General features: G+C 31.3%; 15 protein-coding genes. 9 read left to right on the top strand and 6 right to left on the bottom strand.

The window, feature by feature from the left end; genetic code table 11:
• From VMW81_06025 to amrS, 5 genes are all read left to right on the top strand, one after another.
• Positions 1 to 553, top strand: a 553-nt coding sequence (locus VMW81_06025; GenBank protein ID HUU50495.1) for an ATP-binding protein, incomplete at its 5' end; no start/stop codon positions are given.
• A 256-nt stretch (positions 554 to 809) separates the two neighbouring features.
• The gene (locus VMW81_06020; GenBank protein ID HUU50494.1) at positions 810 to 1,250 is read left to right on the top strand and encodes a hypothetical protein; all 441 of its coding nucleotides are present in this window, start codon (positions 810 to 812) and stop codon (positions 1,248 to 1,250) included.
• Between the two features lie 353 nt (positions 1,251 to 1,603).
• Positions 1,604 to 1,777, top strand: coding sequence for a helix-turn-helix domain-containing protein (locus tag VMW81_06015; GenBank protein HUU50493.1), 174 nt, complete (start codon positions 1,604 to 1,606; stop codon positions 1,775 to 1,777).
• Positions 1,778 to 1,824: 47 nt separating this feature from the next.
• On the top strand, positions 1,825 to 2,196 hold the full coding sequence (locus tag VMW81_06010; protein ID HUU50492.1) for a histidine kinase dimerization/phospho-acceptor domain-containing protein: 372 nt from the start codon (positions 1,825 to 1,827) through the stop codon (positions 2,194 to 2,196).
• Positions 2,197 to 2,400: 204 nt separating this feature from the next.
• Positions 2,401 to 3,408, top strand: a complete 1,008-nt coding sequence (amrS, locus tag VMW81_06005; GenBank protein HUU50491.1) for an AmmeMemoRadiSam system radical SAM enzyme — start codon at positions 2,401 to 2,403, stop codon at positions 3,406 to 3,408.
• A 74-nt stretch (positions 3,409 to 3,482) separates the two neighbouring features.
• Here the strand turns inward: amrS and VMW81_06000 are convergent, their stop codons facing one another.
• Positions 3,483 to 4,907 (bottom strand): diguanylate cyclase, encoded by a 1,425-nt coding sequence (locus VMW81_06000; GenBank protein HUU50490.1) that lies wholly within the window; start codon positions 4,905 to 4,907, stop codon positions 3,483 to 3,485.
• 383 nt (positions 4,908 to 5,290) lie between these two features.
• Here VMW81_06000 and flgM point away from each other — a divergent pair, with 383 nt between their 5' ends.
• Positions 5,291 to 5,590 carry a flagellar biosynthesis anti-sigma factor FlgM gene (gene flgM, locus VMW81_05995; protein HUU50489.1) on the top strand — a complete coding sequence of 100 codons (300 nt, stop codon included), beginning with the start codon at positions 5,291 to 5,293 and terminating at the stop codon, positions 5,588 to 5,590.
• A gap of 41 nt (positions 5,591 to 5,631) precedes the next feature.
• Here flgM and VMW81_05990 read toward each other — a convergent pair whose 3' ends face one another.
• The 3 genes from VMW81_05990 to VMW81_05980 form a co-directional block, all read right to left on the bottom strand.
• Positions 5,632 to 6,102 (bottom strand): PilZ domain-containing protein, encoded by a 471-nt coding sequence (locus tag VMW81_05990; GenBank protein HUU50488.1) that lies wholly within the window; start codon positions 6,100 to 6,102, stop codon positions 5,632 to 5,634.
• A complete protein-coding gene (locus tag VMW81_05985; protein HUU50487.1) occupies positions 6,092 to 6,682 on the bottom strand; it encodes a hypothetical protein in 591 nt (196 codons plus the stop codon). The genes VMW81_05990 and VMW81_05985 overlap by 11 nt, the downstream gene beginning before the upstream one ends.
• Before the next feature lie 341 nt (positions 6,683 to 7,023).
• Complete coding sequence (locus VMW81_05980) at positions 7,024 to 7,386, bottom strand: hypothetical protein (GenBank protein HUU50486.1); 363 nt, start codon at positions 7,384 to 7,386, stop codon at positions 7,024 to 7,026.
• A gap of 328 nt (positions 7,387 to 7,714) precedes the next feature.
• Here VMW81_05980 and VMW81_05975 point away from each other — a divergent pair, with 328 nt between their 5' ends.
• On the top strand, positions 7,715 to 8,020 hold the full coding sequence (locus VMW81_05975; GenBank protein ID HUU50485.1) for a hypothetical protein: 306 nt from the start codon (positions 7,715 to 7,717) through the stop codon (positions 8,018 to 8,020).
• A gap of 1 nt (position 8,021) precedes the next feature.
• On the opposite strand, the gene VMW81_05970 is transcribed toward VMW81_05975, so the two are convergent.
• Together VMW81_05970 and VMW81_05965 are read right to left on the bottom strand one after the other, a co-directional pair.
• Positions 8,022 to 10,139, bottom strand: coding sequence for a PBP1A family penicillin-binding protein (locus tag VMW81_05970; GenBank protein HUU50484.1), 2,118 nt, complete (start codon positions 10,137 to 10,139; stop codon positions 8,022 to 8,024).
• A gap of 67 nt (positions 10,140 to 10,206) precedes the next feature.
• Positions 10,207 to 12,501, bottom strand: coding sequence for a hypothetical protein (locus VMW81_05965; GenBank protein ID HUU50483.1), 2,295 nt, complete (start codon positions 12,499 to 12,501; stop codon positions 10,207 to 10,209).
• A 391-nt stretch (positions 12,502 to 12,892) separates the two neighbouring features.
• Here VMW81_05965 and VMW81_05960 point away from each other — a divergent pair, with 391 nt between their 5' ends.
• Together VMW81_05960 and VMW81_05955 are read left to right on the top strand one after the other, a co-directional pair.
• Positions 12,893 to 14,182 carry a nodulation protein NfeD gene (locus VMW81_05960; GenBank protein ID HUU50482.1) on the top strand — a complete coding sequence of 430 codons (1,290 nt, stop codon included), beginning with the start codon at positions 12,893 to 12,895 and terminating at the stop codon, positions 14,180 to 14,182.
• Entirely contained in the window at positions 14,183 to 14,956 is a 774-nt protein-coding gene (locus VMW81_05955) for a slipin family protein (protein ID HUU50481.1), read from the top strand.
• Positions 14,957 to 14,964: the final 8 nt, after the last annotated feature.

Genomic DNA, 14,964 nt, shown 5'->3' with positions numbered 1-14,964 from the left:
GAAGAGCAGGGAGCTTTTGGGATTAACCCAGGAGGGAATCAACAGGATTGCCAAGATCGTCAAACAGCTCTTAGCCTTTCATCGTCCTGAAACAGAGGCAAGGAGTTTAGAGGATATCAACAGTATTGTAAAGAAGACCCTATCTCTAACAAAGAACCAGCTTTCTCTGAGTAATATAAAGGTGGTGGAGGAGTTTTCATCTGACCTGCCGAAGGTGATGGTTTCTTCCCAGCAGATGCATCAGGTTTTATTAAATCTCATCTTAAATGCCCAGGATGCGATGCAAGAGGGTGGTGAAATAAGGATTCAGACAGGGGAGGATAATGGGGTGGTCCATATTAATGTCAGTGATACAGGTTTAGGCATCCCTGAGGAGATAAGGGACAAGATCTTTGAGCCCTTTTTTAGCACGAAGAAGAGGGAGAAGGGGACGGGATTGGGTCTTTCTATTTCTTATGGGATTATCAAGGCTCATAATGGGGATATTTTGGTTAAGAGCAAAGAAAAGAAAGGAACAACCTTTACCATAAAACTGCCTGTAAGCAGTAGTTGAATTCTCTTTCTCCGACTTTAACTAATTTTATAAAAGATTTAGACTATATATACCCTTCTTAGTATAGCCTCTAAAAAATATTTCACTTCTTTTATCCAGCCAAATTTATAAATCTTAATTTTTATAAAAATCATACAAAAAAAGAAGATTTTATTTGTCATTTTTATTTTTGCTTATTATATTTTATCCAATGTGTGTACACTAAAAAGATCTTAATAAAGTTAATTATATCAGATATATAAAAAGAAATTAACAGATGTCTCCCGCTGAATTATCCTTTAGCCTTGCGGTTGAAAGAATCAATAAAAATCGTAGATTAATGAGGGTAATTAAAAATTTTTTTTACAGGACTAAAGCGTCTGTTTTTGGTTTAAAATATAAAGCTACCATAAAAAAATATTATAAGAATGGAAAATTAATTAAAATAATTAACTACGACAAAATTAAAGGAGTAGCTACAGAAGTAATATATAATGAAAACGGAACATTAGGCGTAGAGAAAATTTACAAAAATGGTAAGCCTGATGGTATACACAAGGTATATTACTGGAACGGAAATTTAAGGGCAGAGATGAGCTATAGAGATGGAAAATTAGATGGTCCATTTAAGATGTACCAAGAAAATGGAAATTTAAAATTTATAGATTATTTTAAAGATGGTAAAAAGATTAAACGGATATATAAAGTTTACAGATGAAAATCTAAATAAATTTATAATAAACAACCCTCCTTTAAGAATTTTGTCAATCACAAAAATTAACCTTCCCCAAAAATTAAAAAGTATGATTTAGACTGATTTTTGCTCTAAATACTGACAGTTATCTGACAAATTGTGACAATATTTTGACAATTATAAAATTTTTTATTACTTTTATCAGAATTATTATCATTTCATTAACTCTTTATAAATTAATTGATTAATATCACTTTCTCACTCATTTTATATTAATTTGACTCAATTGGTATGAATATTGCTCAAATTTACTTAAAAGAGTTTATATTGAGAAATTTAAATTCTATTGTACTTCTTCAGAATAAAAAAATAGAGTTATGGAAATAATAACTGCTCAAGAACTCGCTGATTATCTTAAATTGAATGAAGTAACTGTTTATAAATATGCAAAAGAAGGCAAAATACCAGGATACAAAATAGGAAAGCAATGGAGATTCAATAAAGAAGAAATAAATAAATTATTAATAGGTGGAAGGATCAAAAAAGTTTAAAAATTTTTTTTATTTAGTCCAGAAATTTTAGTAGAGGGTGATTGCTATTGAAAGAAAATTTCTTAAAACAGGATAAAGAATCAATTGAAAAAGAAAGGTTTGATGCAATAACTCAGATTGCTGCAACAATCAATCATGAAATCAATACGCCTTTAATGGTAGTCTTGCTAAATTTAGAACTTCTGTTGCAAAAAGAAAATGATCTTAACAAAAAGATAGTTAATAAACTTAAGGTAATCCAGAAAGAATCCCAAAAAATAAAAAACGTAACACGAAAACTGGCAAATATCACCATAAATCCAAATATTGTAAGCTATCAAGGAAACATTAAAATGCTGGATATCGAAACGAATCCTGAATTTAAAAAGAATAATATTGTTTTCAAATTACTCTCCCTTTTTAATCTCAAAAAAAATTAATCCATTTATCTTAATAATTTTTAGATCTCAATCCATATATTTACCTTAGCTTATCTGTCCTTAGTCTTCATTAATTTTCGAATTCTCCGATGTTTCTATAGATCCTCTTGAAGACAATTTCTCTTTGACAATAGTTTTGTCTCTTTATACAATTAAAAATTATAATTTTTTTCTAAACAATAGAATTGAAAGAGTGATAAAAATATGAAAGAAGCAATGTTCTATGAGAATATAGGTGATAAAACGGTTAGATGCTATCTCTGTCCTCATTATTGTAAGATTGTTCAAGGCAAAAGAGGATTTTGTGGTGTTAGAGAAAATCAAAATGGAATCTTGTACTCATTGGTATATGGAAAGGCAGTAGCCGTTCATGTAGACCCTATTGAAAAAAAACCATTATTTCATTTTTATCCAAAGAGCAGGGCCTTTTCTGTTGCTACGGTTGGATGCAACCTCAGATGTCTCAATTGTCAAAATGCTGAAATATCCCAAGTAGGTTCTGAAAAATACTTTAGAATCATTGGTCGTGACATGCCTCCAGAGGAACTGGTAAAAGGCGCAGAAACGGAAAGATGTCAAAGCATCGCTTATACTTATACGGAGCCAACCATCTTTTTTGAATATGCATATGATACGGCAATCCTTGCAAATAAAAAAGGCATCAAAAATATCTTTGTGACCAATGGCTATATAACAAGAGAAGCATTGGAAACGATAAGGCCTTATTTAGATGCTGCAAATATAGACCTCAAATCTTTTCGAGAAGATTTTTACAAAAAAATAACAAAGGGAAGCTTAAAACCTGTATTGGATTGCATTGAGTGGTGTTTTCATCAAGGGATATTTATAGAAATTACCACACTCATTATCCCTGGTAGTAATGATAGCGAAGAAGAGTTAAGAGATATTGCCACTTTTATTAGTAAAATGAGCAGGGATATCCCTTGGCACATCTCTAGATTTCATCCTTCATATAAGTTGCTTCATCTCAGTCCTACACCTGTTGATACCATTTATAAAGCTATAGAAATTGGAAAATCCAAAGGTCTTCGGTATATTTATGCTGGCAATGTTCCTGGAAATGAATTTGAAAATACATTCTGTCCTCATTGTAATAAAATAGTCATAAAGCGATTTGGATTTACAAGTAAGACCTATCTTAATAATAATAATTGTCAATATTGCAATCAAAAACTTGCTATTCAGGTGTAAGGAATCATTATAATTTTAGAAGGTGAAATGATTTGAAAATTTTAAAAAATATAAAGGAGATCAATGATTATAAATCAAAACAGTTCTCTTTTTTCTTCTTTTGTAACCTCTGTCTTCCTCCTTGGCCTTTCACTGATTAATTTCGGATGACACACTCGATTTCTCCCACTTTTTTTAGCCTTGTATAGAAGCCTATCAGCCTCTTCTAGCAGTCGATCTTGATTTATTTTATCTCCATAATGATAAGTCGTTACGCCTAGACTTATCGTAACTTTAAAGTGAATATCATTTTTTGAAAAACCATGATTCTGAATTCTTTTCCTCGTTCTTTCAGCAACGATAACAGATTCTAATAAATCAGTATCTGGCAGAAGTAATGCAAATTCCTCTCCTCCATATCTGGCGGCAATATCAAAATCCCGCAAACCAAATTTGATTATCTCAGCAATCTCCCTCAGTACCTTGTCTCCTTGTTTATGTCCGTAAGTATCGTTAATATTTTTAAAATGATCTATATCTATTAATATGATAGAAAACGGCCGTTCAGATCTCTTGACCCTTTTAAACTCCTCAGATAATCTTTCCTGAAAGTATCTATAGTTATAAAGTCCTGTTAATTCATCAGTAATAGATAAATTCTCTATTCTTTTATACTTCTGACAGTTTCTAATAGCACTTGCTAGTTGCTGTGAAATCCTATTAGCTTTATCTATATCCTCCTCATCAAATTGACCTTCAAGTGGCTCTTTTAGATTTAAAACTCCTAAGAGTCTTCTTTCCAAATATAGAGGAATAATTAATAATTTTTTCTTCCTTAATAACTTATCTTTATTTAAGAGAAAAGGGGTTATAATCTTATTCTTTGATGCGTGACAAATAATTTTTTCATTTTTCTTCAATCTCTTATAGTTATGAACTAATACTTTTAAATTATCCTCTTTTTCATCATACGTATATAACGTAAAATATTTTACATTTATTAAGGAAGGAATCCTTTCCTTAACCGTCTTAACGATATCATCTAAATTTAAAGAATTTATTTTATTAGTAAACTCAGCTAAATCATGTGATAAAGACAAATTATGTGCTAATGATTTAATTTTTGAATCAACCTCGGTTTGAAGGGCTTTTATTCTTAAAAATATCTGTATTTTGCTATTCAGTTCTTCAAAATCAAAAGGGCGAAGAACATAGTCAAATACTAACTCATTAGAGATAATTTTGAGTTTTTCAATATCCTTTTTAAAAGAGATAAAAATTATGGGAGTATACTTCAGGTCAGAATTGGATTTAAAGTCATTACAGAATTTCTCAAATTTATTTTTTAGAATCTCATCATTTAAAATAACGAGATCAGGTCTTAGATCTAATATACTTTCTATAATCCCATCTCTTTTATCTGCAATAATCGGTTTATAGCCTGAAGCAGATAAATTGTCTTTTATATATTTTATATTATCGTCATTATTATCTATAATTAAAACAGTGTTATGTATCATTGGTAATCTCTTTATATCTGTAAGTATTTTAATGATTTAGCAATATTATTTTAACATAATTTTTTATTTCATTCAATTCGTGTCAACTTATTGTCACTTTCTCTTTCCAATTTAAAACTTTATTCATCTGTAACTACCATAAAATTAATAGGTTATCAAAGTTATCTTTTAAATAAAACCACTGGCATATATTTTGCAAAATTTGACTTTATAAAAATAAAGATGTATATTTAAAAAACTATTATAACAAAAGCAGTTTTAAACATTATCGGTATAACAAATTTTATCTTGAGAATAAGATACTTATAAAAAATATTCTAAATTTAATATATTTTACCGATTAAAAGTTAGAAAATCTTAAAGGGAGAAAGAGAGGCTTTTCAATGAAGATTCATAATGATAAATCAGGTATAAATAGCGAAATATTAAAAAATATTCAACGTACTAAGGACAAGAACAAACTTGGGAAAACGGATATTAATCACTCCAAGTCTGCTTCGACTGATAGTGTTCATTTATCCTCTAAAGCAAAAAATCTCCATAAAATAACTGAGATTTTAAAGGAGACCCCTGATATCAGAGAAGAAAAGATTAGGGAACTTAAACAGGCTATTAAAAAAGGAACCTACCAAACTGACTCAAAAAAAATTGCCGAAAAGATGATATTAGAATCATTAGAATAATGATTGAATTAAATTTCCCTTCTATCTAAATAAAGACTTATTTATTCTTTTTTCTGTTTTGGTAAAATATATCTTTTTAGAAACTCAAAATCAACTTTCTCTAATTTTTCAAAAGCAACACCAATTGTTATAAAATTATAAGGTTTATTTTTTATAGGTATACATTCAGCTCTTTTAATTTCTCCATCTATTTCCTTATTCAATATAGGAATTTTTATAGAAATTTTACTGTTAATTAAAACATCTGTATTAAGAAAATTTGAGATATCTTCAAAGATATCTTCTCTGTTCATATATTGTAAGGTTGTTGTATTTAAAGAAAGCCCTCCTTCGCTTAAATCCCCAATTTTTCCCATGAAAATACCTGATGCTTTTTCATTACCATCTTTAGAGGACTTACTCTTAACTACAAATTCAACGCTTAGAGGTGCATTTATTCTTTGAAACTTTCTTCTTTCTTTAAATACATTATTAATTTTATTCTCCTTTTCTTTTATAAATCTACTTGCCATCTTTTTTAAATTTCTTTCTTACTTGCTCATTTGCACTGATTAAATCATTCATATTTTCTTTGGCTTTTTTATAAATTGCATCTCTTATAGATAATACAACTAACTTACCAGCTAAAGTGTTAATACCATAGATTTCTGGAATTTTATGTTTTTGTGGGTTCTTTATTATTTCCTCAGACCTTTTTAATATTTCTTCATTGTTATATAATTCGTTGTCCAAATAAACGTATCTCAGCTTTACATAGTCTCTTTCTTTTTTTTCATCCTCACTTATTTCTCGAATGATATTTTCTTTATCTATAGAATAAGGTTTTTTCTCTGCGTTCGAGATTATTTTCTTCACCTCTCTGAAATAGGTAGTTAAAGTAGCTTTCTTTGACAGTTCTTCTTGAGGAATCTTTGAACTAATCTCAAATTCTATACCATCTGTTATTTTTATTGGCCCAATTTCATAAGTGATACCATTATAATTAAATCTATCTTCTTTCTTAGGTTTATATTTCCTTTTATATTCTTCTATAAGTTGATTGATACCTTCTTGGGCAAATTCTTTATACATTTGTTGTTTTAGGTTAGTCATAACAACACCTCATTTATAGATAATTTTTAAAAAAAGATAATATCTTTTAAAAAAGTTAAAGATAAAGAAATAGTTTCCCACCTCTTTAAGTTTATGGAAGAATTTGATATGTTTTTTGTAATCTAACATCTCACTCAATACATTTCAAGTAAAAATTGATTTTTAAGAATAGATAATTATTCTAAAAGCCTCATTGACCCTTTAGATATATAGGTCTTTTATCGTTAAAGGGTAATTATATGACTGTGGAATTTATTCAAATAGATAACAGATCTGGGAATATAAAACAGGATTAATTTTTATCTAAAAATGGTTTAATAATTATATCATGGAAGGAATTTTTAATTTTCAAACTTGATACCTAATTGTTTGAGCCATTTTTTTTCATCAAATTTCTCTCTACAATAATCCTCAAATGCCGCTTCTCTAGGACTCATCAACCTCCCATCAATAGTTTTTGGGTAGGGTGAAACTTTAATATCATCGATACTCCCATCATTCTCTTTTATTCTTTCTTGATTTACCTCGTTTTCCAAAAAACTTACGTGCATTTTAAGAAATAAAGCCAAAATAGCTTTTGGAGAAATCGTTTTTTCTTGATAAAGTTTATAAAGTATTTCTTTTACCTTCTCTGAGCTTTTAATTGCTTCTGTAACTGCTTCTATAAGATCCTTAAATTCTTCCCTTGAATCTTCTTCAAACATTACAGATTCCTTTTTAATATTTTTGAATTAGGAAATATTTACTTATTCACTAAAGGAATTAATTGCCCGGCTATTTCTTATTTTATTGACCCATTAAGCCTTTTTTACTAAACTAATAGTAATTAATCTTTTTACTAAAAAGGTAAATACGCAAATTCTGTGCCAGAAAAAGATGAATGTAATTTAAAAAGCATTTTTGAGAAATAAAACAATTATTAAGAATTATTGATAGTATTTTTTATTTAGAAAAAACTTTTGTTTAAGTCAAAAAATTGTTTTTCTTGACAATTTTTTGACTTATAATTTTGTAATTTAAGAAGGAGGACTTATGGGAAATACTATTGATTTAATTGATTTGGGTGGCATAGGTCATATTTTGGGCGGTCTTTTAATTTTTATCCTTCTTATTTGTATACTATCTTTTATAGTATGGACTATTCTGCCCTTCTCTATATTTGGTATTAAAAGACTTATTAAAGAAATAATATTAGAACAAAGAGAAATCAAAAAATGCCTAAAAAGCATTGAAAAAATCGAGAGGAAAATTGACCTTCTTATTACTTCTGAATCTCAGACCAAACACGATAAAGAAGGTAGAAAAGATTCAAATCATTTGGGTAGCGAAGAAGATTAAGCTAGTGGATGCTATCTGATAAAGATTGGTCAGTTATTCTAATGAAATCAGTTTGTAAAAAATTACCTTTGCTCTTACTGTGAATATCACAATACCTTGTTGGTTCTGTTCCTTTTTTAAACACCTCAAATATAACATTTTTAGTAGGACAATCCTTGGTTGCCAATTGTCCTGTTTCTTTATCTATCTTAACAAAAGTGACGTCATTGGGAGGAGAAAAATTTTGTATTGGGACATCTTTTAAAGATTTTTTCATAAATTTCACAAAAATGGGCAAGGCTGTTTTTGAACCAGTTTCTTGAGGTCCAAGACTTCTTGGCTCATCAAAACCAACCCAAACACCAGCTACTAAATTTGGAGTAAAACCTATAAACCAAGAATCCATAAAATTATCAGTCGTTCCTGTTTTCCCTGCTATGGGTCTTTTAATTGATCTGGCATTTCTACCTGTACCGTTTTTAACTACCTCCTCTAACATACTTGTCATAAGATAGGCCGTTTCTTCGCTAATAACTCTCTTCTTTTTAATCTCAAAAACATCGAGGATTTTTCCATCCCTATCCAAAATATACTTTATTGGAATAGGTTCCGCCTTAAAGCCACCACTAGCAAAAACCCCAAAAGACGAGGTTAGCTCCAATAAAGAAACTTCCGATGTGCCTAAAGCAAGAGAAAGGTTTCTTGTTAATGGGCTTTTAATACCCAAAATTTTTGCATATTCTATAACTCTATCAATCCCGACCCTTTCTAATAATTTAACTGAAATCACATTTCTGGAAAAAGCTAATGCATTTCTTAGAGTTGTCTTGCCTGAAAACATCCTATTATAATTATTTGGCTTCCAGTTTCTTTGTGTATCTAAATTAACATGTACAATAGGAGAATCGATTATAATATCAGCAGGGGTAAAACCGTTATCTAAAGCTGCAAGATAGAGTATTGGTTTGAAGGCTGATCCAGGTTGTCTCTTAGCCTGAATAGCTCTATTAAATTTACTTCTATTGAAATCAAATCCTCCCACCAACGCCTTGATATATCCTGTTTTAGGTTCACAGGCTAGTAATGAACCTTCTGCTTCTGGAACAGAATTATCTCCATTCACAATGTTTAACATTCTTTGTCTTTTATCCAATTTTAATAAGCCTTCTCTTAAAGCATCTTCTGCATTTTCTTGCATTTCTTTATTTAATGTTGTATATATATGCAACCCCCCCTTATAAAGCAGAGAATTTTTATATTTTTCCTCCAACTGCTGTCTCACATATTCAATGAAATAATTGCCTACTTTTCTCTCATTACGAACATTAAGTCCAAGAGGGCTTTTTTCTGTAATTTTGAAGTCTGAGGATGAAATCTTTTTTTCCATCATCATTCTTTTCAATACATGGTTTCTTCTTTTAAAAGCCTTTTTGGGATTAATAAATGGAGAATAGGCGCTTGGGGCCTGAGGCAGCCCTGCTAACAGAGCACTTTCTTGTAAATCTATTTCATCTACAGATTTTCCAAAATAAGCCTGAGACGCAGCTTCAATACCATAAGCCCCATGACCAAAATATATCTGATTAAGATACAGTTCTAATATCTTATCTTTTGATATCTTTCTTTCTAACTTAATGGCAAGCAATATCTCTTTAATCTTTCTAGATAATTTCTTTTCTCTATTAAAAAATAATGATCTTACTAATTGTTGCGTTATAGTGCTTCCTCCCTCAACAACCTCACCCGCTTTAATATTTGAGTAAAAGGCTCTTAATATCCCTAAAAGGTCAATTCCTCTATGACTATAAAAACGTGTATCTTCAACAGAAATGATTGCCTCTTTGAAATGTCTGGGGACTTTTGATAGCGGTACGAAAATCCTCTTTTCGAGAAAAAATTCTCCGATTAATTCTCCGTCATCAGAATATACTTTTGAAGCGAGAGGAAGTTTGTAGCTTTGAAAATCTTCAATACTTGGGATCTTAAAAATAAAATAAAAAAGGAAGGCCGTAATAAGAAATATTGACAAAATACCAGAAATTGATAAAGGAATATAGAGACACAGGACTTTTCTTTTTCTAATCCTCGGAGTCTCTGATATCCAAAAGGCATATACCTTTTTTCTTTTTTTAAAAAACATATATCGTACCCCGAGAAATTAATTACTTAAGAAATGATAAGTTACAAAATCACTCCTTTCTTCTCAATCAGGACTTTGAACCTTTCATATTAGAATATTCCTCTATCTTTTTCTCAACTTCTCCAAGGAGAAACCTAAGCCTTGCAGATTGTTCGCTAGCCATATTAATCAGTTTTTCCTCCTTCTGAAGATTTGTTGTCTTTACCTTTACATCTTCCATTAAGAGACTTAAATTGTCTATTCTCAGCTCTGCTTCATCAATTATTTTAATTTTTTGATTTAAGAAACCAATTCTATTTTCAACCTCATTCATTATTGAGGAAAGTTTATCTACCTGGTCTCCAATTCCTTCTAAGTTTTCATTTTCTTTTGTAATCCTCTTCATTTGTGCCTTTATATCTTGGATTAATGATTGAAGAGTCGCAACACTTTCTTGTGTATTCACAATGGTCTCTTTCTCTTTTTGTATTTCAGCCATCCTCTTCTCAACATTCTTAGATATTGAATCTAAAGTACTTACCCTCTTTTCAGTTTTAATTACGAACTCTTCTTCTTCCTTTAAAGTCTCAATTCTTTTTTCTATGTCTTCGGCAATATTATCTAGAGCTGATATCTTATTCTCGACCTTTATCACCATTTCCTCTTTTTTTGCAATCTCATCTGACTTATTCCTCAGATCATCCAAAGTTGTATCTAAACTATCTTTTATTTCATGCAGTTTTATGAAATCTTCTTTTCCTGCTTGAATTTCTTCAAGTTTTTTATTGATTTCGTCAGTGAGAGTTGACATCTGAGAAGTAAACTGGTTTATTCTTTTCTCCTGTGCATCAACCGCTGCCTTTTCTTTAGTAAGATCAAGGATCTTCCCTTCTATGTCTTCTAAAATCGGGCTTAAATTTTCAATTCTCTTTTCTATCTTTTCAATAAATTCCAACTTTTTGGCTGTTCGATCTGCCTTTAAATTTGCTTCTTCCATAAAAAAGTCTAAACCATCTAGCCTTTTTTCCATCTTTTCTAATGCAGATTTTCTTTGGAGCTGGCTCTCCAACTTTATATCGAGATTTAATACCATGTTATTTAAGTCACTGATCTTTTTATTCACTTCTTCTACTAATTGTCTTCCGCTCGATATGTTTTCGAGTTGTTCTTTTGTTTCATCAAAGAGATTCCTTAACTGAGCTAATCTTTCTTCAATCTCATCAGCGATCTTCATCTCCTCATTAAATCTATCAATCTTGCCTTGTATATCCTCAGCTAAGTCATGAAATCCAGAGATCCTTTCTTTAAGAATATCAGCAATCTGAATTTCTTCTTTCAACTCTTCAACCTTCACCTCAATATCATCTTTTAATAGAGACTTTAATTGATCTACCCTTGTTCCTATATTATCCACATCTTTCTTCTCTTCAATAATTTGAACAATATCCATTTCTAATTTCTCATTAACGGATTCTAACTCATTTAAACGTTCATTCACTTTCTTTATAAGACCTGTCTTCTCCAATACAGTTTTAATTTCAACCTTCAGATCTTCCAACATTGGAGTCATATTTCCAATCTCTTTTCTTGTATCTTCAACTGTAATATCCTGTTTTATCAACTGGTCTATACTTACCTGCATATTATCTAACATAGACTGCAGTCTTTCTGTATCGGCAGTTAAGTTACCTATCACTTCTTTTTCCCTAGAAATTCTTAATATTTTACTATCCAGATCACCTGTAAGAGCCTGAAGATTAGTAATCTTTCCAGAGGCTTCCTTCATTAATAACTTAAAATCTTCAAACATCTTTGCCTTGGCTGAAGTCTCTTCTAACATCCCTTCTAATTTGACAATACTCCTATCCGTCTTCTTGATTAATTTGTTCTCTTCAGATAACTTTCTCATCTTTGATTCCATATCCCATAAGAGTACATTGAGCTTTCCAGCATCTTCATTAGCCTTCTCTACCACCCCTCGCTGAAGGGATAAATCTTGTATCTTTGAATTTACATGTTCTGAAAGTATATTAAGGCGATCGATTTGTCTCTTAGTCTCTTCGAAAACTTTCTCTAATGTTTTGGTCGTTTTTTCTGTTTCTTTTAACCTCTCTTCCATCCAAGAGAAATCTTTACTTTTTCTCTCCAACGTTTCTAGTATGGCACTGAAACGTGATACCTTTTCATCTATACCCTCAATCGTGTCTCTTTTTTCTAAAATCTCTTTGGATTTGCCCTCAACATATTCTATGAGTGTCTTAAGATTTTTTCTCTCCTGAGATGCATCTTTTACTAATTCTTTTAACTCAGAAAGCTCTTGTTCTGAAGTATCTTTAGATTGTTGGGGATTTGTAAGATCGGTAGGTTGATCTTTATCTGACATACTATTTCCTCCTTTAAGGAGTCGCTAAGTTCTTATAATTACTTATTTTTATAATATAATTAGCCTCAATTGTCAAGAGGTATTTGTAGAAGGTATCTTTCAAAAATATATAGTAAAAATAAATGCTTAGTCATTTTCCAAAATTAGTATCAAAAGTTTTAGTTTAAACTCTTTAGATTCTCAGGAAGAAGCAAGGGAAAAAGAAGAAAACTTATGAATAAGAAGAACGAGTTTTAATCATTTCAATAAGAAATAAAGTTTTTAAGTATCCGAACTCTAAATTTTTTGGTCAAAAAATTTAGTAACTTTCCAAAAGATAACAAGTTGTAAAATTTATTTTATTGTGGTATATTTTAATAAGATTTTATTAAATGATATCTAAAGTTTAAATATGAAATCTAAAATAATTACTCTTTTAACTTTTATTATAATTCTTCCACCCTCTTTTTTATACGCGCAAAATGAAATTAATGTCCTCAAGGTTGAAGGAGTTATCAATCCTATCACTGCAGAATATATAACGGATGGGATCGATAAAGCCTCTAGCAGAAATTCCGTTGCCCTTATTATCCAAATGGATACCCCTGGAGGTTTAGATAAATCCATGAGGATCATAATTAAAAAAATCCTCAATTCTAAAATTCCTATTATAGTATATGTTGCTCCAAGCGGCTCCAGAGCAGCATCAGCAGGTACATATATTACCCTTGCTGCTCATATCGCTGCAATGGCTCCCGGAACAAATATGGGTGCGGCTACCCCTGTTGCCCTTGGTGCAGGCAAGATTGATGAAGAGATGAAAAAGAAGATTCATAATGATGCCGTAGCTTACATCAAGTCAATCGCTGAAAAGAGGGGACGAAATTCTAAATGGGCTGAGGAGGCTGTTAGAAAAAGTGTTTCAATCTCTGAAACCGAGGCATTGAAAAAAGGCGTTATCGATCTCATAGCTAATGATCTCTCTGAATTAGTAAAAAAAATAGACAAGAAAAAGGTTACTATAGATTCAAAGATCTACACGATCAATACGAAAGATGTAAAGATTGAATATTTTGAAATGGAATGGCATCAAAAGATACTCGCAGTAATATCCGACCCAAACATAGCTTTTCTATTAATCATTCTTGGGTTTTATGGTCTGTTTTTCGAATTATCAAATCCTGGTGTAGTCTTCCCGGGACTTATAGGAGCCATAGCCCTTATTTTAGGCGGTTATGCCCTCCAGTTGTTACCCATAAATTATGCTGGATTACTACTCATTATTCTTGCTATTGTTATGTTTCTGCTTGAGATTAAGGTTGTAAGCTATGGAGCGCTGACCATGGGAGGAGTCGTTTCTATGGTGATTGGTTCCATTATGCTCATTGATTCACCCTACCCTTTTCTGAGAATATCCTTAAAGATCATTATTCCAACGACATTGGCTACTGCAGCATTCTTCTTCTTCCTTTTTGGGGCTGTCATCAGAACACATCAAAAAAAGGCAGTAACAGGAACAGAAGGGCTTGTAGGAGAAGTTGGAATTGCTCAGGAGGATATAGAGAAAGGAGGCAAGGTCTTTATTCATGCGGAGATATGGGATGCCATAAGCGATATGCCCCTAAAAAAAGGAGAAAAGATAAAAGTTGTTAAGGTTGAGGGTTTAAAATTATTTATCACAAAATCTAAGGAGGAAGAGTAAATGGAACTTTTTTTTAGTCTCCCAATAATCCTTTTATTCCTTTTCATGTTAATACTGAGTTCTCTAAGGGTGCTTAGAGAATATGAAAGAGGGGTTATATTTAGACTGGGAAGATACTACAAACCAAAGGGACCCGGATTAATCATTGTGTGGCCCATCATTGATAGAATGGTAAAAGTCAGTCTCAGATTGATAGTCATGGATGTCCCTCCCCAAGATATCATTACAAAGGATAATGTATCAGTAAAGGTAAATGCTGTTGTTTATTTCAGGGTCATGTCCACTGAAAAAGCAGTGATTGAGGTAGAAGACTATATCTACGCAACCTCTCAATTGGCCCAAACCACCCTTAGAAGTGTGCTGGGACAGGTAGAACTGGATGGACTCTTATCTGAGAGAGAAAATATAAATAGCAAATTACAATCCATCCTTGATAAACATACAGACCCATGGGGAATTAAGGTAACCAATGTAGAAATAAAACATGTGGACCTTCCCCAAGAGATGCAAAGGGCAATCGCCAAGCAGGCAGAGGCAGAGAGAGAAAGAAGGGCCAAAGTTATCAATGCAGAAGGAGAATACCAGGCAGCTGATAAGATGGTACAGGCTGCTGCTGTTATAGAAAAACACCCTATCGCTTTGCAGTTAAGGTACTTACAGACTTTGAGTGAGATTGCGACTGAGAATAATTCAGTAACTCTTTTTCCGATACCTATAGATATCTTTAAGCCCTTTAAGGATCTATATAAGAAAAAAGAGGATGAGAAGACTTAATAGTTTTA

The organism is Nitrospinota bacterium (assembly GCA_035528715.1).
GTDB lineage: Bacteria > JADFOP01 > JADFOP01 > DATKYB01 > DATKYB01 > DATKYB01.
Note: the sequence above shows the minus strand (reverse complement) of the source record. Positions and strands in the feature narration are given on the sequence as shown.

Coding starts and splice junctions, on each gene's coding strand:
- VMW81_05980 (HUU50486.1), bottom strand. CDS start 7,386: ATGTTTGAAGAAGATTCAAGGGAAGAATTTAAGGATCTTATAGAAGCA.
- VMW81_05965 (HUU50483.1), bottom strand. CDS start 12,501: ATGTCAGATAAAGATCAACCTACCGATCTTACAAATCCCCAACAATCT.
- VMW81_05970 (HUU50484.1), bottom strand. CDS start 10,139: ATGTTTTTTAAAAAAAGAAAAAAGGTATATGCCTTTTGGATATCAGAG.
- flgM (HUU50489.1), top strand. CDS start 5,291: ATGAAGATTCATAATGATAAATCAGGTATAAATAGCGAAATATTAAAA.
- VMW81_06020 (HUU50494.1), top strand. CDS start 810: ATGTCTCCCGCTGAATTATCCTTTAGCCTTGCGGTTGAAAGAATCAAT.
- VMW81_05975 (HUU50485.1), top strand. CDS start 7,715: ATGGGAAATACTATTGATTTAATTGATTTGGGTGGCATAGGTCATATT.
- amrS (HUU50491.1), top strand. CDS start 2,401: ATGAAAGAAGCAATGTTCTATGAGAATATAGGTGATAAAACGGTTAGA.
- VMW81_05960 (HUU50482.1), top strand. CDS start 12,893: ATGAAATCTAAAATAATTACTCTTTTAACTTTTATTATAATTCTTCCA.
- VMW81_05990 (HUU50488.1), bottom strand. CDS start 6,102: ATGGCAAGTAGATTTATAAAAGAAAAGGAGAATAAAATTAATAATGTA.
- VMW81_05985 (HUU50487.1), bottom strand. CDS start 6,682: ATGACTAACCTAAAACAACAAATGTATAAAGAATTTGCCCAAGAAGGT.
- VMW81_06000 (HUU50490.1), bottom strand. CDS start 4,907: ATGATACATAACACTGTTTTAATTATAGATAATAATGACGATAATATA.
- VMW81_06015 (HUU50493.1), top strand. CDS start 1,604: ATGGAAATAATAACTGCTCAAGAACTCGCTGATTATCTTAAATTGAAT.
- VMW81_05955 (HUU50481.1), top strand. CDS start 14,183: ATGGAACTTTTTTTTAGTCTCCCAATAATCCTTTTATTCCTTTTCATG.